Annotated in this window: 15 protein-coding genes; 10 read left to right on the plus strand and 5 right to left on the minus strand. The window is 38.5% G+C overall.

Features of this window, described 5'->3' with window-relative positions:
* The first annotated feature begins 26 nt into the window (after window positions 1-26).
* Complete coding sequence (locus tag OCK74_RS02165) at window positions 27-1,280, plus strand: S41 family peptidase (protein ID WP_279295340.1); 1,254 nt, start codon at window positions 27-29, stop codon at window positions 1,278-1,280.
* A gap of 118 nt (window positions 1,281-1,398) precedes the next feature.
* On the opposite strand, the gene OCK74_RS02170 is transcribed toward OCK74_RS02165, so the two are convergent.
* Both OCK74_RS02170 and OCK74_RS02175 read right to left on the minus strand, forming a co-directional pair.
* The gene (locus OCK74_RS02170) at window positions 1,399-2,079 is read right to left on the minus strand and encodes a LytR/AlgR family response regulator transcription factor (RefSeq protein WP_279295341.1); all 681 of its coding nucleotides are present in this window, start codon (window positions 2,077-2,079) and stop codon (window positions 1,399-1,401) included.
* 5 nt (window positions 2,080-2,084) lie between these two features.
* A complete protein-coding gene (locus OCK74_RS02175; RefSeq protein ID WP_279295342.1) occupies window positions 2,085-3,596 on the minus strand; it encodes a sensor histidine kinase in 1,512 nt (503 codons plus the stop codon).
* A 267-nt stretch (window positions 3,597-3,863) separates the two neighbouring features.
* Here OCK74_RS02175 and OCK74_RS02180 point away from each other — a divergent pair, with 267 nt between their 5' ends.
* From OCK74_RS02180 to OCK74_RS02190, 3 genes are all read left to right on the plus strand, one after another.
* A complete protein-coding gene (locus OCK74_RS02180) occupies window positions 3,864-4,076 on the plus strand; it encodes a hypothetical protein (protein ID WP_279295343.1) in 213 nt (70 codons plus the stop codon).
* A 343-nt stretch (window positions 4,077-4,419) separates the two neighbouring features.
* On the plus strand, window positions 4,420-5,991 hold the full coding sequence (locus OCK74_RS02185; RefSeq protein ID WP_279295344.1) for a sodium:solute symporter family protein: 1,572 nt from the start codon (window positions 4,420-4,422) through the stop codon (window positions 5,989-5,991).
* Entirely contained in the window at window positions 5,988-6,947 is a 960-nt protein-coding gene (locus tag OCK74_RS02190; protein WP_279295345.1) for a dihydrodipicolinate synthase family protein, read from the plus strand. The genes OCK74_RS02185 and OCK74_RS02190 overlap by 4 nt, the downstream gene beginning before the upstream one ends.
* Before the next feature lie 241 nt (window positions 6,948-7,188).
* Here the strand turns inward: OCK74_RS02190 and OCK74_RS02195 are convergent, their stop codons facing one another.
* Window positions 7,189-7,557, minus strand: coding sequence for a hypothetical protein (locus tag OCK74_RS02195; protein ID WP_279295346.1), 369 nt, complete (start codon window positions 7,555-7,557; stop codon window positions 7,189-7,191).
* A gap of 836 nt (window positions 7,558-8,393) precedes the next feature.
* Here OCK74_RS02195 and OCK74_RS02200 point away from each other — a divergent pair.
* Both OCK74_RS02200 and OCK74_RS02205 read left to right on the plus strand, forming a co-directional pair.
* A complete protein-coding gene (locus tag OCK74_RS02200) occupies window positions 8,394-9,437 on the plus strand; it encodes a glutamine synthetase beta-grasp domain-containing protein (protein WP_279295347.1) in 1,044 nt (347 codons plus the stop codon).
* A gap of 231 nt (window positions 9,438-9,668) precedes the next feature.
* Window positions 9,669-10,229: a glycine zipper domain-containing protein gene (locus OCK74_RS02205; protein ID WP_279295348.1), complete on the plus strand. Its 561-nt coding sequence runs from the start codon at window positions 9,669-9,671 to the stop codon at window positions 10,227-10,229.
* 259 nt (window positions 10,230-10,488) lie between these two features.
* Here the strand turns inward: OCK74_RS02205 and OCK74_RS02210 are convergent, their stop codons facing one another.
* Window positions 10,489-10,914 carry a hypothetical protein gene (locus OCK74_RS02210; RefSeq protein ID WP_279295349.1) on the minus strand — a complete coding sequence of 142 codons (426 nt, stop codon included), beginning with the start codon at window positions 10,912-10,914 and terminating at the stop codon, window positions 10,489-10,491.
* Window positions 10,915-11,440: 526 nt separating this feature from the next.
* On the opposite strand from OCK74_RS02210, the gene tcmP reads away from it, so the two are divergent.
* The 3 genes from tcmP (at window position 11,441) to OCK74_RS02225 (ending at window position 13,522) form a co-directional block, all read left to right on the plus strand.
* Window positions 11,441-12,313, plus strand: a complete 873-nt coding sequence (gene tcmP, locus OCK74_RS02215) for a three-Cys-motif partner protein TcmP (RefSeq protein ID WP_279295350.1) — start codon at window positions 11,441-11,443, stop codon at window positions 12,311-12,313.
* A gap of 164 nt (window positions 12,314-12,477) precedes the next feature.
* Entirely contained in the window at window positions 12,478-13,155 is a 678-nt protein-coding gene (locus tag OCK74_RS02220; protein WP_279295351.1) for an SGNH/GDSL hydrolase family protein, read from the plus strand.
* A gap of 121 nt (window positions 13,156-13,276) precedes the next feature.
* Window positions 13,277-13,522, plus strand: a complete 246-nt coding sequence (locus tag OCK74_RS02225; protein ID WP_279295352.1) for a hypothetical protein — start codon at window positions 13,277-13,279, stop codon at window positions 13,520-13,522.
* A gap of 123 nt (window positions 13,523-13,645) precedes the next feature.
* On the opposite strand, the gene OCK74_RS02230 is transcribed toward OCK74_RS02225, so the two are convergent.
* Window positions 13,646-14,368, minus strand: a complete 723-nt coding sequence (locus tag OCK74_RS02230; protein ID WP_279295353.1) for an SIMPL domain-containing protein — start codon at window positions 14,366-14,368, stop codon at window positions 13,646-13,648.
* Between the two features lie 417 nt (window positions 14,369-14,785).
* Between OCK74_RS02230 and OCK74_RS02235 the strand changes: the two genes are divergently transcribed.
* Window positions 14,786-15,670, plus strand: a complete 885-nt coding sequence (locus tag OCK74_RS02235) for a carbohydrate kinase family protein (protein WP_279295354.1) — start codon at window positions 14,786-14,788, stop codon at window positions 15,668-15,670.

The raw sequence follows: 15,670 nt of genomic DNA on the forward strand, positions 1-15,670 counted from the left end.
TTATTGACTTCAAAATGATATTAATTATGTTTACACGCATTAATAATAGTTTAAGAAAAATGGGCATTGGAAACATACAAAGTATGTTGGTTGTGTGTGCCCTTGGATTGGTTGTAACTTCCTGTAGAAAAGATATTGAACCAAAAGATCGACTAACAAGTTATACAGGAAAAAACTATACCGAAGTTTTTGATGCATTTTGGAATGGAATGAATACTAACTATGTCTTTTGGGATATAGAAACAGTGAATTGGGACGATATCTATAAAACGTACAAACCACGGTTTGAGTTTTTGGATAAACATAAGGACGATCCGAATAATCCTCAGCTAGCTACCCAGTATTTGGTAGATATGACCAAGGATTTGGCGGACGGGCATTTGGAACTTTCTTTTAATGGTAAAACTTCTTATGTAGTACAAGGTTATAAGATTGATGGCTATAATTTTCAGCCGGTCGCTATCCGGCATCAGTTGAGAGGAGATGCAGCTCCAATTCCGAGAAAAGTATTTGACCAGACGATTCCCCAGAATTATCTGACAAATCCTGAAGCAGGAATGGTGGGTAATAGTATAGTAGTAAATTTGGGCGTTATTAAGAGAAATAATAAAAATATATTGTATCTGGAGTTCCCTAGCTTCCAAATATTAGCAAGCTATTTATATAATAATACAACAGCCTACCCTTTTAAGCCAGTTTTGGATAACTTTTTCCGCTACACTAAAGACCCTTCTATAGACGGGCTGATCATCGATTTGCGTTCAAACGGAGGGGGAAATGTATCTGACCTGGATTTTCTGTTGGGACGTTTGATTACAGAGCCTAAACATTTTTGTTATACGCACACAAAAAACGGAACAGGAAGACTGGAGTACACACCTTGGATGAAAGGTTATGTGCATCCTCAGCCGGCTGCCATCGATTTTACCAACAAGCCAGTTGCCGTGTTGATTGATAATAATTCTGTTAGTATGTCAGAAGTAACCTCGATGGCTGTAAAAGCCATTTTCCCTAAATCGGCTTTGGTAGGTACGAAAACATGGGGTGGTACCGGGCAGATCCCACCTCAGGATATTCGTTACTTAGGTGGTCAGTTTACTGCAGCTAATTTTGTGAAGGTATATACACCAGGGGTGGCTATGAGAGATAAAAACATGGTTAGCTATGAAAACAAAGGCATTACCCCCGATATCCAGATAGCTTACGATACTACGGCTATTAAAAGTAACATTGATGTGCAGTTAGATAAAGCGTTAGAATTTGTACATGCAGCAAAGTAAGTAGTCAAACAAATAGCATAAACAAAGAGTGCGGCAATTTGCCGCACTCTTTGTTTATGCTATAAAAAGAATTTCAGGCTTCATCTTTTCCAGGCATACGGTGACTGTTCTCCTTAAATTACCTTTTCAATAGATCAGAAAGCTCCTGGCTATAAGCTTCACTAACCGGTATTTTGATTTTTTGTATCGTTACCTGGTGTCGTTCCACCTTATCTATTTTTTGAATGGCCACAAGATATGATCTATGTATCCTTACAAATTTGTCAGGGGGCAGGAGGTTGATGGCTTCAATAAAAGTACTGCGGGCAAGGATGTTTTTGTCTTTCAATACAAAAGTTACGTAGTTGCCCGTTGCTTCTAAATAAAGTATATCCTCATACAATACTTTGATTTGTTCATATCCGGTTTTGATGAACAAATGATCAGAAGTTTCAGCATTGTTCCGGAAATTATAGATTTCAAAGGCTTTATTACATCCTTTAATAAAACGGGCCAGGGAAAATGGCTTTAACAGGTAATCTATGGCATCCATTTCAAAACTGGTGACAGCATGCTCTGTATAAGCTGTGGTAAAAATCAGGAGCGGCCTTTTACTCAGGCTGTTGTAAAAGTCTATCCCTGAAATATCCGGCATTTTGATGTCCAGGAAGATCAAATCAATACTTTCTTTTTGCAGGTACTCCAGCGCTTTGAAAGCATCAGTAAATACAGCTTTCAAATCAATAAATGGTACTTTAGAAGCGTGCGATTTAATAATTTCTAAAGCAATGGGTTCATCATCAATAGCGATTGCTTTCATTTTGATTAAGATAGCTGTAAGGTAAGGTGTACAAAAAAATCTTTTTTCGTTTCACGCACGACCAGTTCGTGTTTGCCAGGATATAACATCTTGAGACGTTGCCTTACATTGTTCAAACCGATGCCACTATTATTTTGCTCAGGGTCATTTTCCTGTCTTGTATGCTTGCTATTACATACATCAAAATATAAGGTACGATCCTTGACTTCTAGCGTGATTGTAATATAAGAGGGTTCCCTGAAACTAATGCCATGCTTAAATGCGTTCTCAACAAAAGGTATCAATAACATGGGTGCGATCTGGATGATGTTGACCTGTTGCTCAATTTCTGTTTGAATTTTTATATTCGGATTGGCGTCAGTCCGTAGTTTTTGTAAACTGATATAGTTGTTGACATAATCAATTTCTCGCGATAAGGAAATTTTATCCTGCATATTTTCTTGAAGCATAAACCGCATCATATCACCTAGTTTTTCGACACCTTCGCTGGTACGCTCTGCGTTTTCCTGTAAAGCAGTACCATAAATCGTGTTCAGGGCATTAAAAAGAAAGTGAGGGTTGATCTGGGATCTAAGAAAGTCGAAATGTGCATGAGATTGTCCTAATTCCTTTTTCAAGTAATTGATTTCTTCGTTTCCACGCATATGCCGTTTATAAAGCACCCAGGTGAGCGGCATGATGATCAATAGTTGAACTGCTGTATTTAAAGAGCTGATGGCCAGGCCTGGATCTCCATGATTGGTAAGTAACATGCCCAATAACGCAACGGGTATAAATGCTAAAATGAGTATAAGCAGGGTTTTCCCGATATAGGCGCGGAAAGGTTTCTTTTTGTAGAGAGACTGGGGAATCAGGAATTGAAAGGCATAGGAATAAAAGAGGATAGAGCATGGTAGAATAGTACCCCATATTGCTTTAATAGGTTCCTCTGTGGTGACCGTTAATAACAGGAACATGGTGATCATCCATATAACAGATGCAACCAAACTTCCGGGTGCAACGAATTTATACCTTGATTGAATCGTTTCAGCATGCGTTAAAAGATACAAGCTGGCGTATTTGATCACAGAATAAAAACCCATGAGTAATAAAAGCCAGGCTGCAAAAAGAAAATTATTTTGAATGACAGAAATATGAGTTGCGTGGTTGGCCTGGTAGCCAGGTAGCAGGAGTCGTTTCAGTTGGGTATTGATGATGCCAAAGGCCAGGCCTACTGCCAGGAAGATCAATATAATCAATAGGATATCCAGGACCAATGATTCTTTTCTGATCAACCTTGGAACTATAACAAAATTTAACAGTAAAAATGCAAGGTATAGGATTGTATATCGAAGGAGTTTTGAAGTAAAGTAGTAGTCAAAGGGGATACGTATGTTTTCGGAAGTATTTTTAACAGCGTTCCAGTCATTTCCTAATGTGTTGGTAATAAGGAAGAAAATTGCAAAAACAAATATTGTGGTTGCCGCCCAAAATTCAACCCTGGTAAAGTTGACTGTTCTTTTGATGAATTCTTTCATAGTAAGTTTTTCTGACGGCAATGTTAATCGAAAGCTATAGTTGAATATAGCAAATGTGACGAAACCTTATGAAATAGTGATGGAAGCTCTATTCCAATCCCACCTTTTTTACCGTCCGGAGTTTTATGGATTGAACTTAGTAAATAAAAGGCATCCTGAATGGCGAACACAATTTTCTGCCTTTTCATCACATTTCATCCTGGGGAAATTGATCATTCATCACCTTGCAGGCAATAAATGATTTTCCACACGGTAAATAAAATGATAATGCTGAGGATAACATTTGTAATCACACTGGAACTTTTATGTTTTATTGTAAACAATGAAACACAGCATGAGGTGAAATCTCCCTGCCTGGTTCCTGTTTCTGAGCAGAAATCTGTAAAAGATCAGAAAGTAAAAAGAGCGAAACAATTTTATCCACTCACTTTCGGAAGTAGCTTTATTATTCTTGATGAAAAACTGGTTTGCTATGAGTGAATAGAATAGGGAAGTTTGAAAGATGATAATAAAAAAGGGCTGGATAGAAATCCTGCCCTGTTCTAAAAATCTAATATCCTATGAAAAACCAGTACTACTTTGACAAAATATATTCCAGAATTATGATCAGGGTGTTTCAACCTGGTTTTATAAGAAATTCATTTTCAATAGCTTCAAAATGTAGAATCCAGTAGTTGAGCTTGTAGAAAATAATACTCATCTACTGTTGTCTTCTAATGTATATAGTGAAATAGTCCATTCTTTCAGTAAATACTGACATTGTTATCCTATGCAGTACTGTTAACTTTATTTCAGCAGCCTTAAGCCAGCCAAATATGATTTTATGAACCGATTGCCTGTTATAGACATTGTTATTATCGTTGTTTATTTTCTTTCCATGATTTTAATGGGTATTTACCTGGGAAGGAAAAACAAGAGCACGGCACAGTTCACTACAGCTTCGGGAAAGATCCCGGGATGGGCTATTGGCTTATCGCTTTTTGGTACCTATTTAAGCAGTAATACCTTTATTGGTAACCCAGGTAAAGCTTTTGGTGGTAATTGGAACTCTTTTGTATTTACGCTCACATTGCCGGTAGCTGCTTTTATTGCCGCAAAGTTCCTGATCCCATTCTTCCGTAAAACAGGTGAGGTTTCTGCATATGAACATTTTGAAAAAACGTTTGGTCCCTGGGCCAGGACTTATACAGTTGTCTGTTTTCTGTTAACGCAACTGGCCCGTACCGGTACTATCTTTTTGGGTGTAGGTTTAACACTGAATGCCCTTACTGGTGTTGATATTCGTATGATTATCCTGATCACCGGCGCTGTCGTTACGGTATATACTGTTATGGGGGGCATGGAAGCTGTGATCTGGACCGAAGTCGTGCAAAGTATCATTAAAACTGTTGGAGCTATCCTGGTTTTGGTGTTGGTGATCTGGGGCGTCAGGGGAGGCGTCAGCGAGATTTACCACAATTCGATCACTGGTGATAAGTTAAGTTTGGGTAGTTTCCAGCCTGATTTTACCAGGGACACTTTTTGGGTTGTATTCCTATATGGCGTATTGATCAATTTGACCAATTTTGGTGTTGATCAAAATTATGTGCAGCGGTATCATACTGCAGCTAATGTAAAGGAAGCCTCCAAATCTCTATGGCTTTGTGTTTACATGTACCTGCCTTCTTCTTTGATGTTTTTTGTTATTGGTACCTGTCTTTTTACCTACTACCACCAGCATCCTGATATGCTGCTTCATGTCAAGCAACAAGTTGCGGCAATTAAGTTAGGAACAGGGGCAACTGCAGAAGCTATTGCTGCGAAAGCTGCTGTACTAACTGATGCTGAGATAGGTGATAAAGTTTTACCACACTTTATTGTACATAAAGTACCATCTGGTATTGTAGGCTTAATTTTCGCGGCTATTCTTTCAGCTGCTATGGGCACGATCAGTTCCGGGTTTAATAGCTCAGCTACTATTTACATGCTGGATATACATAAACGATACATCAATAAAAACATTACTGATCAGCAACAGCTGCGCATCCTGTACATAGCTACTATTGTTATTGGTCTGCTGGCAACTGCGGTTGGTGTTAGCATTATTGGCGTCAACAGTGTACTTGATCTGTGGTGGAAGCTGTCTGGAATATTTGCAGGCGGTATGCTGGGGATATTTTCGTTAAGTATGATTGCCCGTCATGCTGGCCGTTCAACAGCTATGATTGCAGTGATCACAGGTACACTGATCATTATCTGGATGACCTTTTCGCAAACAGGATCTTTTCCGCCCATGTTGCGCAATCCCCTACATGCCAATATGACGATTGTTGTTGGTGCTTTAAGCATCTTTTTAACAGGGGTGGCATTGCAAAAACAACATAAATCACCACTCAACTTAAAGAAATCAATATGAATAGCGAGAAGAAGTTTGTACCTGTAATGATCACACCCTTCAACCTCAAAGCAAAAGTTGACCTTGAGGTCGTAACAAGGTTAATTGATTTTTATTTAGCTGCGGGTGTAAAAGGTTTTTTTGCCAATTGCCTGAGTAGCGAGATGTATAGTATTAGTGAAGATGAACGTTTAGAATTGACCCAACATGTTACCCGGTATGTAAATGGCCGGGTGCCTGTGGTGGCTACGGGTTCTTTTGGGCTGACTATTGAGGATAAAGCAGAGTTTACTAAAAGGATTTATGATACAGGTATTGATGCTGTAATCTTAATTACAGGGCACTTTGCCAAAGTAGAAGATGGTGATGATGTGCTGATCCGCAACTTTGATCAGATGTTGAAACTGACCAGCGATATTCCAATGGGCTTGTATGAATGTCCTGCACCTTATAAGAGGATACTTAGTGCGGATGTATTCAATTCATTGTTAGAGACCAACCGTTTTGTTTATCATAAAGACACTTCAATAGAGTTGGAGCAGGTTAAGGCAAAACTGAAGGTATTAAAAGAGCATGAAGGCAATAAGCTCGAGTTTTATGACGCACATACACCGAACGCCATGTTTTCATTGCAAATGGGTGCAAAAGGAATGTCATCCATATCTGGTAACTTTTATCCGGAAGTCATGGTGTGGATGTGTGAAAATGCTACCAATCCGGAAAGGCAGGAAGAGGTTAAATGGCTGCAATCTGAACTCTCCAGTGTGGATCCTTTGATCCACCAGGCTTATCCTTTATGTGCAAAATACTTTTTAAGTAAAAGAGGGTTACCCATACGCCCCATCAGCAGGGCACATGTGTTGGCTTTAACACCGCAGCAAAAGCAAGTGCTTGATGAAATTTATGATCGTTTTTTAACCTGGTGTGAGCGTTTGGAAATTGAGCCGGTGAATATTGGTTCTCTATTGAATTACTAGTCATTAATGCTCGTATAATAAAGCAGGCGACAACCCATGTTGTCGCCTGCTTTATATTGAAATTGATACCACATTCAAATGGTTAGTATGGATATTGTTTAGGATATTGCCCATTCACCATTGACTCCTCCCCATTCATCCCTCCTCCCCATTCATCCCTCATCACCCTTCATTCACTATTCACAATTGCCCATTCACCATTCACTATTCATATTAAAACGGTATTATTTATTGAGATCTTCTAGAACGGGTTGTAATAATCCTTTGGATCAGTTAATACTTTTTTCCATTGACGCTGATGGCTTTCCTGCCATTTCTTATTGGGATGTATATCCCAGTTAACATGCTGCAATTGTTGTTGCACAAAAGCCCTTTGTTCCGGATGAACGTAAAGCGGGTGGAGATAGAACCATTCTTTGTTCTTGGTTAGTTCCTGCCAGAATGCTTTAAAAGAAGGGTAGGTTGTTTCAAATACTTTAAACTCATCTTTAGATTCATCATAAGTACTGTGTTGATATGAATAGGAGGGAGGCTCTGTTCCATGCTGAATACGGTACAAGCTACCACCACTTTCAGTCGAACCTATATCAAAATATAATTCGGGTTTCATACAGGATGTAAAGAAAGCAAAACTTTGAAATAGTTGACTTCATCTTTCTTATTTGCTTTTATTGATTTAGTCCTGCAATAATCCCTCTATCATCTACCTTCTATAATCTCTCATCTACTATCCATCCTACCGCTCACACCCCTTCACTCCAAACTTCAAACCCCAAACCTCAAAATCCCCTCTCCCCTCTATCATCTTTTCTCCCCCATTCGTCATTCCCTCTGTTCCCCACTTCATTTCCCCCTTGCAGTAATTCACTAGAGGCCTTATAGTAATCTTATAGAAAACTTACAGTAAAGTTATAGTAAACTTATAGTAGAGTTATAGTAAACATTAGCCGTACATACTCCCTATCTACTCCATATATACTCCGTATCTACCCCGTACCTAAGGCGTATCTACTACGCATCAACTGCTACCATTGTTGATGAGTAAAACATTCCAATATTTAATGATTAGCAGATGTATTATGATAATATACAATAAATGTTTTGCTGCTAATGGTGTATTAATTAAGTGGTTGTTTTTTGTATGTTAAGCCTATTTTTTATGAAAATGTGGAGATTATCTCGTTTTTTAGGGTAATTACAAATATTAAAATAATAATTATTTTTGTTTTTTTATAAAGTTTTCTATTTTAGCGCTACAAATCGCAACAACTTAAAGGTGTTGCTTACAGTTTTTGTATAAGCAATTGCGAGGGCAATGCCTTTTTGTTTTTCAATCCTGGTTGGATTGACAGTATTGATTAATAACCCTTTACCCCCTGAACCTTGGCAGTAATTCAGAATTGGACTACTTAACAAAACGTCATATAAAATAAAAAATAAATAAATATGTCCATTGCTAAACTAGAGTACATTTGGCTTGATGGCTATCAACCAGTACAAAGCCTTCGTAGCAAAACTAAAATTGAAAAAGGTTTTTCAGGTAAATTGGAAGATTGCCCTATGTGGTGTTTCGACGGTTCTTCAACCGAGCAGGCACCGGGGGGTTCTTCAGATTGTTTATTGAAGCCTGTTTTTATCGTTAAGGATCCTCAACGTAAAAACGGATATTTAGTAATGTGCGAAGTATTGAGTCCTGATGGTAAAGCCCATCCAAGTAATGGTAGAGCGTTGATTGATGATGATGATAATGATTTCTGGTTTGGCTTTGAGCAGGAATATTTCCTGTGGAATCCGGAAACAGAAAAACCTCTTGGTTTTCCTGAAGGTGGTTTCCCCAGGCCACAGGGTCCTTATTACTGTTCAGTAGGTGCGCGTAATGCATATGGCCGTGCAATCGTTGAAGAACACCTTGACGCATGTTTGGAAGCCGGTTTGAATGTAGAAGGTATCAATGCTGAGGTTGCTACTGGTCAGTGGGAATTCCAGATTTTTTCGAAAGGTGCAAGAGAAGCTGGCGACCAGATTTGGATTGCTCGTTACCTGCTGGAAAGAATTGGTGAAAAATATGGTGTAGCCATCAACTGGCATTGCAAACCGCTGGGTAACCTGGATTGGAATGGTAGTGGTATGCATGCTAACTTCTCTAACACCGTGTTGAGAACTTGCGGAAGCCGTGAGATCTATGAAAAAGTTTGCGAAGCCTTCCGTCCGGTAATCAGCGAACATATTGAAGTATACGGTGCGGATAATCACCTGCGTTTAACAGGTAAGCACGAAACGGCAGCTATTAATGAATTCAAGTATGGTGTTTCAGACAGAGGCGCTTCTATCAGAATTCCAATCGGAACTGTAGAAAGAGGATGGAAAGGATGGTTAGAAGACCGTCGTCCAAATAGTGCCGCTGATCCATATAAAGTTGCTGCACGAATCATTAAAACTGTGAAATCAGCAGAAGTTGAAGTGCTCGCGGAAGATTTAAAGGTAGCTTAAGCTCATAAAGAGTTATTGACCTGCCCGCTTCAGAATTATTGAAGCACTTAATATATCATTACATCATAGTTCAGAGGTTGTCTCTACAATTGAGGCAACCTCTTCTTTTTTTGGTAACTGATCAGGTATTTTATTTTCTTTTAACAATAGTGGTTAAAACCTTTTCATTCGTGCTCAGTCAGATAATATAGAACACCGGAAAACGGAATTAAAAAAAATAAAATAAAACTTATGAAAAGAATTTTACCATTTTTTAGTATCGCTGTAGTATTTGCAGCTTGTAGCAATAATCCTAAAACTGATGCTGCATCACCTGCTGTTGAGCAAGTACAGGCTGTAAAGCCGGATACTTCTGGCCTGGCTGAATATCAAATGTGGAAGTTGCAACAACAAATAGCAGAAATACAAACACCAGAAAAGGCCACAGTGCAGTATGCAGCGGCGGCGCCGGTAAAAAAGGCGAAAAAGACATATCACCCTGCAGCAAAGCCTGTCGCTAAGCCAGCTGAACAACATTCAGAATCCAATACCTCTGTATCTGAAAACAGCAACAGCAATACAGGTGCCGGATCGATAGGGTCTGAATCAACCAATACTGCTGAAGCTCCTGCTAAAAAAGGATGGAGTAAATCGGCAAAAGGTGCTGTGATCGGAGGAGCCACTGGTGCAGCTGCAGGTGCAGTGATCAATAAAAAGAACCGGGTTATGGGTGCTGTGATCGGTGGTGTGTTGGGTGCAGGCGGCGGTTATGTTATTGGTCGTGACATGGATAAAAAAGATGGCCGTTATTAACGGACATTTTTTGAGTGGACAAAAATAAAAGAGGCTAATTCCAAATAGGAGTTAGCCTCTTTCATTTGAAATCAGTTAGCAAAAATTGATGAATAGTAATTCGTTGTCTTAAAGAAATAGGAGCTTTGGAATGTTATTGAGCAACTTTAGCTTTGCGAGTTGTTAAACTGGCGATCAATAACAAGAGCCCCTATTTCTTCTGTGTATTATTCAAAAAATGATTACTCCATTGGGAAACACTTTATCAGGATATTCGCGATTATGCATTTTCCCATACTGTTTTACTGGTAGCTTTTACCTGCAATGTTCCATTTGATGATAATACCACATTCTTAAGTTTGTACAAACCTGGTTTCAAATCTTCTGGCACAGAAAGTCCTTCAACCGTAGCTTGTGCTGGAAGGCTGCCGCCATCTCCATTGTTAATAGTTGCAAGAACTTCTATGTTCTTCATGGGGCAGAAATACATAGTCATTCTACCTTGATCACTTTCCAGGCGTACTGGTGAAATGTTTACAGTCACTGTTTCGCCATGGGTTAATCTTTCTTCCTTCATTTTTTGTTGTAGCACGTGTGGCTGGGAGTAGGAAGAAATGACCACTTGAGTTGACTTTCCAGGATCTGGCGCCGGGCTTTTTTTAGCACCAAAAAGATTGCTGAAAAGGGAGGTGTTTTCTTTTTTCATAGCGTTTATTTTAAGTGTTAATGAAACTGTGAAAGGGTACACCTAGTTTGACAAAACAACAATATTATTCATGAGTTTCCTTTAAACACATGAGTTAAGCCTGTTGTTACTTGGAAGCAGTAGTTTGTTAGTTCTTCTCCCTTTTCTAAATCTAAATGCGGTTTGTTAAGGGTCATCAAAGAAAGTGATTCAGCTAGCGGTCTAATTAATGCTAAAAAGAAGAACCTGTTCTATTTTTTAAGACAGCCATCTTTTTTGATTAGCTGCATACTAAATTTAGAAAAAATAATTGAAAAAAATATAAAAACAAAAATAGTTTTCAGGGCATAAATTATGGATCATGAAATGAATGAAACGCGTTTAAAAGTTAAGCAAATTATACTGATATTGAATTCATTATCCATGGCTGGAATGATGTTCTGTTACCCGGACCCTGTTTGTAGTGGCAAGTACTAACTGCCTTTCAATATTTATTTGTCTGATCATATGCAACAATGATTTTAAATAACTTGCTAATTTTGTTAGCATGCAGTCGAGTTTTCGCGTACCCCAATTTTCTGATTTAGCTGTTAAGGACAATATAGTTGTCTCGTATTTCTCCCACTGGGCAAAGGTGGTTGTGCCATTTGCTAAAAAAGTGGGCGGCAAGATCGGCTTTCTTGATTTCTTCTCTGGTTCGGGAAAATATGAAGATGGATCAAAGGCGACTCCGCTGCTCCTGTTAAGGAATGCTGCAGCCTGTGAAGAAATGGCAAATATGCTTGTGTCCATATTTTGTGATAAGGAATCTAAAAATCTTATCAAGTTGAAGCAATCAGTAGCCAATATGGAATGCGTTGAAAAGTTGACGCATGCACCTCTGTTTGAGAAGGGGATTTCTTTTGATGATCTCATCTGTAACCTGCAAAAAATCCGCCTTCTTCCATCACTGTTAGCTATTGATCCATTTCATATAAAAGATCTGAACCTGGAATTGTTGTCTTCATATATAAAGGATGGAAACATTGATTGCTTCTTTCAGATTCCGTTTTCCTTGTTGGAAAGGATGATTGAAAATCCATTTAAAGCAAAGTACCTGGAAACAATATTTGGTAAAACAACGGCTGATATGCTGAAGACTGTTTCCGGAAGGTTGAACGCACAGCAAAGAGAACATTTTATAGTTAAAACCTTTTTAAGTGGATTGAAAAATTTAAAAGGATATCATTCAATCGTACTTAGTTACAAACAGGATGGAGATGTATGTTACCTCATATTTGTTACACGGTATGTTCCTCGTTACCGTTTTATGAAAGAGTTGATGATCAAAAAAGGATATTCTGAAATTGTCATCAGCAACCACGAATCAGGTCAGACAGAAAAAAATAATGTTTTAGTACAAGCCGGTTTGTTCGGCTAAAACTGAACCATCTCAGTCGCAGGTGTAACGATCACCAATAACAGCGGGCAACCTGGTGGCGGTATATCCATCAGGGTTAGAGGTATTTCCAGTATCAAATAATCTCAAATTAAAGTAATAGCTGAACCTTTATCTTTAAAATTAAAATTGTAAACTTCATTTCAATGAAACGATTAACAAGACTACTACTAATGTTCTTATTAGCGATCATTACACTTTCGATGACCGTTCAAAAAAAGACCCGCGTCATTCTCTTTGGTGACTCTATTACGCAAATGGGTGTTAATCCGGGAGGATATATTACCAAAATGAATGAGACCCTTGTTAAGAACAATCTTTCATCGCAATATGAATTAATAGGTGCAGGCATTAGTGGAAATAAAGTATATGATCTATACCTGCGTATGGAAGATGATGTATTGGCCAGGAATCCGGATGTTGTTGTTATATACATTGGCGTGAATGATGTCTGGCACAAGACAACTTCCGGTACTGGTACAGATCCGCAAAAGTTTGAGCGCTTCTATCAGGCTATTATTAAGAAACTACAAGCAAAGGGTATCCAGGTGGTGTTGGCAACACCTGCGGTTATCGGTGAAAGAACTGATTATACTAACCAGCAGGATGGCGACCTGAATCTGTATGCCAATATGATCCGGAATCTGGCTAAAGCCAATAACTGCAAGCTGGTTGATCTTCGAAAAGCTTTTCTTGATTATAACTTGAAAAATAACCCTGATAATAAAGAATCCGGGATATTAACTACTGACCGCGTGCATTTGAATGAAAAAGGAAATGCCCTGGTTGCTGAGAAAATGCTTGATGTTTTGGTTGCTAAATAAGCCGGAAAGCTCACAATTTCATCGATAAAAATGTCCTTTTTGCCTATTAAATGCCCTGATTGGAGTAAAAAGAGGGACTTCTGCCTGATGTTTTATTAGATTTAATATCTAAACTGTTTATATGGCTGTGAAGTTTAAAGCTGCGCTTTTTTATCAGGAGTCCATTGTTTTTTACAGTGTGTACTGTGTGGGTGAGGATTTTTATAAAGCAAAGCTGGATGATTGTAATGTGGAAGGCCAGCCTCCTGCGTTATTGGCTCTTTATAAAAGCGAAAACTATTGGGAGTCTGATTGCAATAATATCCATATAGTTAATGAGTTAGGGGCAGCTATTGAGCAGCAAAAATATAAACCATCTGAAATGTAGATAAGCGAATACAGCATCGTGTATAAATCCAATATAACATCCTTTTATTTGAATTAATATCCTGAAAAATTGAATGCCCCCTGCAATGTAGGGGGCATTCAATTTTAAAAGAACTGTCAGCCTTTACTTCAATAGAAATGAAACTGGCGCTTCAAACCGGAGTTTGATCTTTTTAAAATCTACATTCAATGCCGGCTCATCTGCCGTGCTCATAGCTTCTGCTTTTTGTACCCTCATAGCGTCTCTATATATATACGGGCTAATTATGATCTCTTGTGGTTCATTGATCTGCAATACATCTCCAACCTGTGCTCCTAATGTTTCTGCCATAAAGTTTGCTTTTTCTCTTGCCTGTTTCAATGCCTGTGCTTTTAACTGTTTCTTATAGTCTTCTATTTTACTATGTGTAACTTTCTGAATGAAAAAGTTTTGCGTGGCTTCGTCGTCCAGGTTTTGTACCACTTCTTCTATTTGTTTTACAGAACCCAATTTGATTAGATAATTAATAGAAGCTTTAAGGTCGGGATTTTTCTTATTTTTTTTATACCAATACCAATAGTTACCGTCCGATCCGCTAAAGCTTTGTACACTGATTTCTTTTTCCGTGAGACCTAGCTTTTTCATCCGGCTTAAGAATTCATTCTTGATGGTGTTAATGTCAACTTTTTTTCCGGATCCTTTTTTATCATATTCCTGCAAGATCACCTGCACATAAATTTCATCTGGTGTGATTTCTGTTTCTGCCGATGCTTGTACATTGACAACTCTCTGGCGGTTATAAAACTCTTGTGCGCTCACAGTGAAAACAGCAAGGAAACTTAATAAGATAAAAATTGTTCTTTTCATAGTGTTTACTTTTTCTGTTGATGCAAGATTGTTGGGAATGACATAAACAAAACGGTGAAATATCAGCAGCTTAACATTCTTTTAATAAGCAATGATGAACCATGTTTGAAACACTTGTCCTAAAGATCTGTGTACATGTAGAGATGTAAATCTGTAAGCAAAAAAAAGGGCTTTCTTTCGAAAGCCCCAGGCAGTCAATTTTTTATTTAAGCAGTGCAAAAATAAGGGAAAACATTCTTTAAATAACATTTTGCTAATATTATTTTAGCATTTAATGAAGTACGTACAATTGAAGAAGATATTGAATTCAATCAGCCCTTATAAATAAATAATGGGAATCGGAATATTCCTGTATGTGAGAAAAAATAGTGATCTATTATTCGAAAACAGTTTAAATTGTATTGTAACATATTGACCATGGAATCTCAATACTCTGTTGTTTGTTTTGGCGAAATCTTGTGGGATATATTGCCTTCAGGCGAAGAAGCCGGTGGGGCTCCCATGAATGTGGCTTATCATTTGACCAAACATGGAATCAATACTGCAATGATTTCACGAATTGGTAACGATGAACGTGGTAAAAAACTGCTGGAATTGTTGCAACAGCAAAATGTTGTAACAGATTATATACAATCAGACAACCAGCATCAAACTGGTGTTGTGTATGCACGCCCGGGTGCCAATCATGAAATGACTTACGAAATTGTGCAACCCGTTGCCTGGGACTTTATTGAGTGGAATGAGGATATGCAGAAGATAGTTGAGGCCGCCGGATTTTTTGTCCACGGCAGTCTGGGTGCAAGGAGTGAAATCTCCCGCAATACACTGCTTTCTCTTTTGGAATGTGCTCAAAAAAGAGTCTTTGATATTAACATCCGGCCTCCACATTTTGATAAGAACCTGGCGCTTCAATTGCTACATGGTGTACACATTCTGAAATTGAATGAAGCAGAGTTGAACTTACTTGCTGGTTGGTATGGTGATTACAATTCATTGATCGATCAGCTAAAAAAAGTACAGGACGAATTGGATATTCCTTTAATTATCGTGACACGTGGCGAGCATGGCGCAATGATCAATGCACAGGGAAAGATTTTTGAGCATCCGGGTTACAAGGTGTTGGTAGCTGATACAGTGGGCAGTGGTGATGCATTTCTTGCCGGGTTTTTGTGCCAGATATTGAATGGAGCAGAGGTGCAGCAGGCGCTGAACTTTGCCTGCGCCAGTGGCTCATTAATAGCTTCTTATGCAGGAGCCTGCCCTGATTACAAAACAGCTGAAATCAGGAAGATGTTGATTTAA

This window comes from Paraflavisolibacter caeni (assembly GCF_025628885.1).
Taxonomy (GTDB): domain Bacteria; phylum Bacteroidota; class Bacteroidia; order Chitinophagales; family Chitinophagaceae; genus Flavisolibacter; species Flavisolibacter caeni.

Coding starts and splice junctions, on each gene's coding strand:
- OCK74_RS02165 (WP_279295340.1), top strand. CDS start 27: ATGTTTACACGCATTAATAATAGTTTAAGAAAAATGGGCATTGGAAAC.
- OCK74_RS02170 (WP_279295341.1), bottom strand. CDS start 2,079: ATGAAAGCAATCGCTATTGATGATGAACCCATTGCTTTAGAAATTATT.
- OCK74_RS02175 (WP_279295342.1), bottom strand. CDS start 3,596: ATGAAAGAATTCATCAAAAGAACAGTCAACTTTACCAGGGTTGAATTT.
- OCK74_RS02180 (WP_279295343.1), top strand. CDS start 3,864: ATGCTGAGGATAACATTTGTAATCACACTGGAACTTTTATGTTTTATT.
- OCK74_RS02185 (WP_279295344.1), top strand. CDS start 4,420: ATGAACCGATTGCCTGTTATAGACATTGTTATTATCGTTGTTTATTTT.
- OCK74_RS02190 (WP_279295345.1), top strand. CDS start 5,988: ATGAATAGCGAGAAGAAGTTTGTACCTGTAATGATCACACCCTTCAAC.
- OCK74_RS02195 (WP_279295346.1), bottom strand. CDS start 7,557: ATGAAACCCGAATTATATTTTGATATAGGTTCGACTGAAAGTGGTGGT.
- OCK74_RS02200 (WP_279295347.1), top strand. CDS start 8,394: ATGTCCATTGCTAAACTAGAGTACATTTGGCTTGATGGCTATCAACCA.
- OCK74_RS02205 (WP_279295348.1), top strand. CDS start 9,669: ATGAAAAGAATTTTACCATTTTTTAGTATCGCTGTAGTATTTGCAGCT.
- OCK74_RS02210 (WP_279295349.1), bottom strand. CDS start 10,914: ATGAAAAAAGAAAACACCTCCCTTTTCAGCAATCTTTTTGGTGCTAAA.
- tcmP (WP_279295350.1), top strand. CDS start 11,441: ATGCAGTCGAGTTTTCGCGTACCCCAATTTTCTGATTTAGCTGTTAAG.
- OCK74_RS02220 (WP_279295351.1), top strand. CDS start 12,478: ATGAAACGATTAACAAGACTACTACTAATGTTCTTATTAGCGATCATT.
- OCK74_RS02225 (WP_279295352.1), top strand. CDS start 13,277: ATGGCTGTGAAGTTTAAAGCTGCGCTTTTTTATCAGGAGTCCATTGTT.
- OCK74_RS02230 (WP_279295353.1), bottom strand. CDS start 14,368: ATGAAAAGAACAATTTTTATCTTATTAAGTTTCCTTGCTGTTTTCACT.
- OCK74_RS02235 (WP_279295354.1), top strand. CDS start 14,786: ATGGAATCTCAATACTCTGTTGTTTGTTTTGGCGAAATCTTGTGGGAT.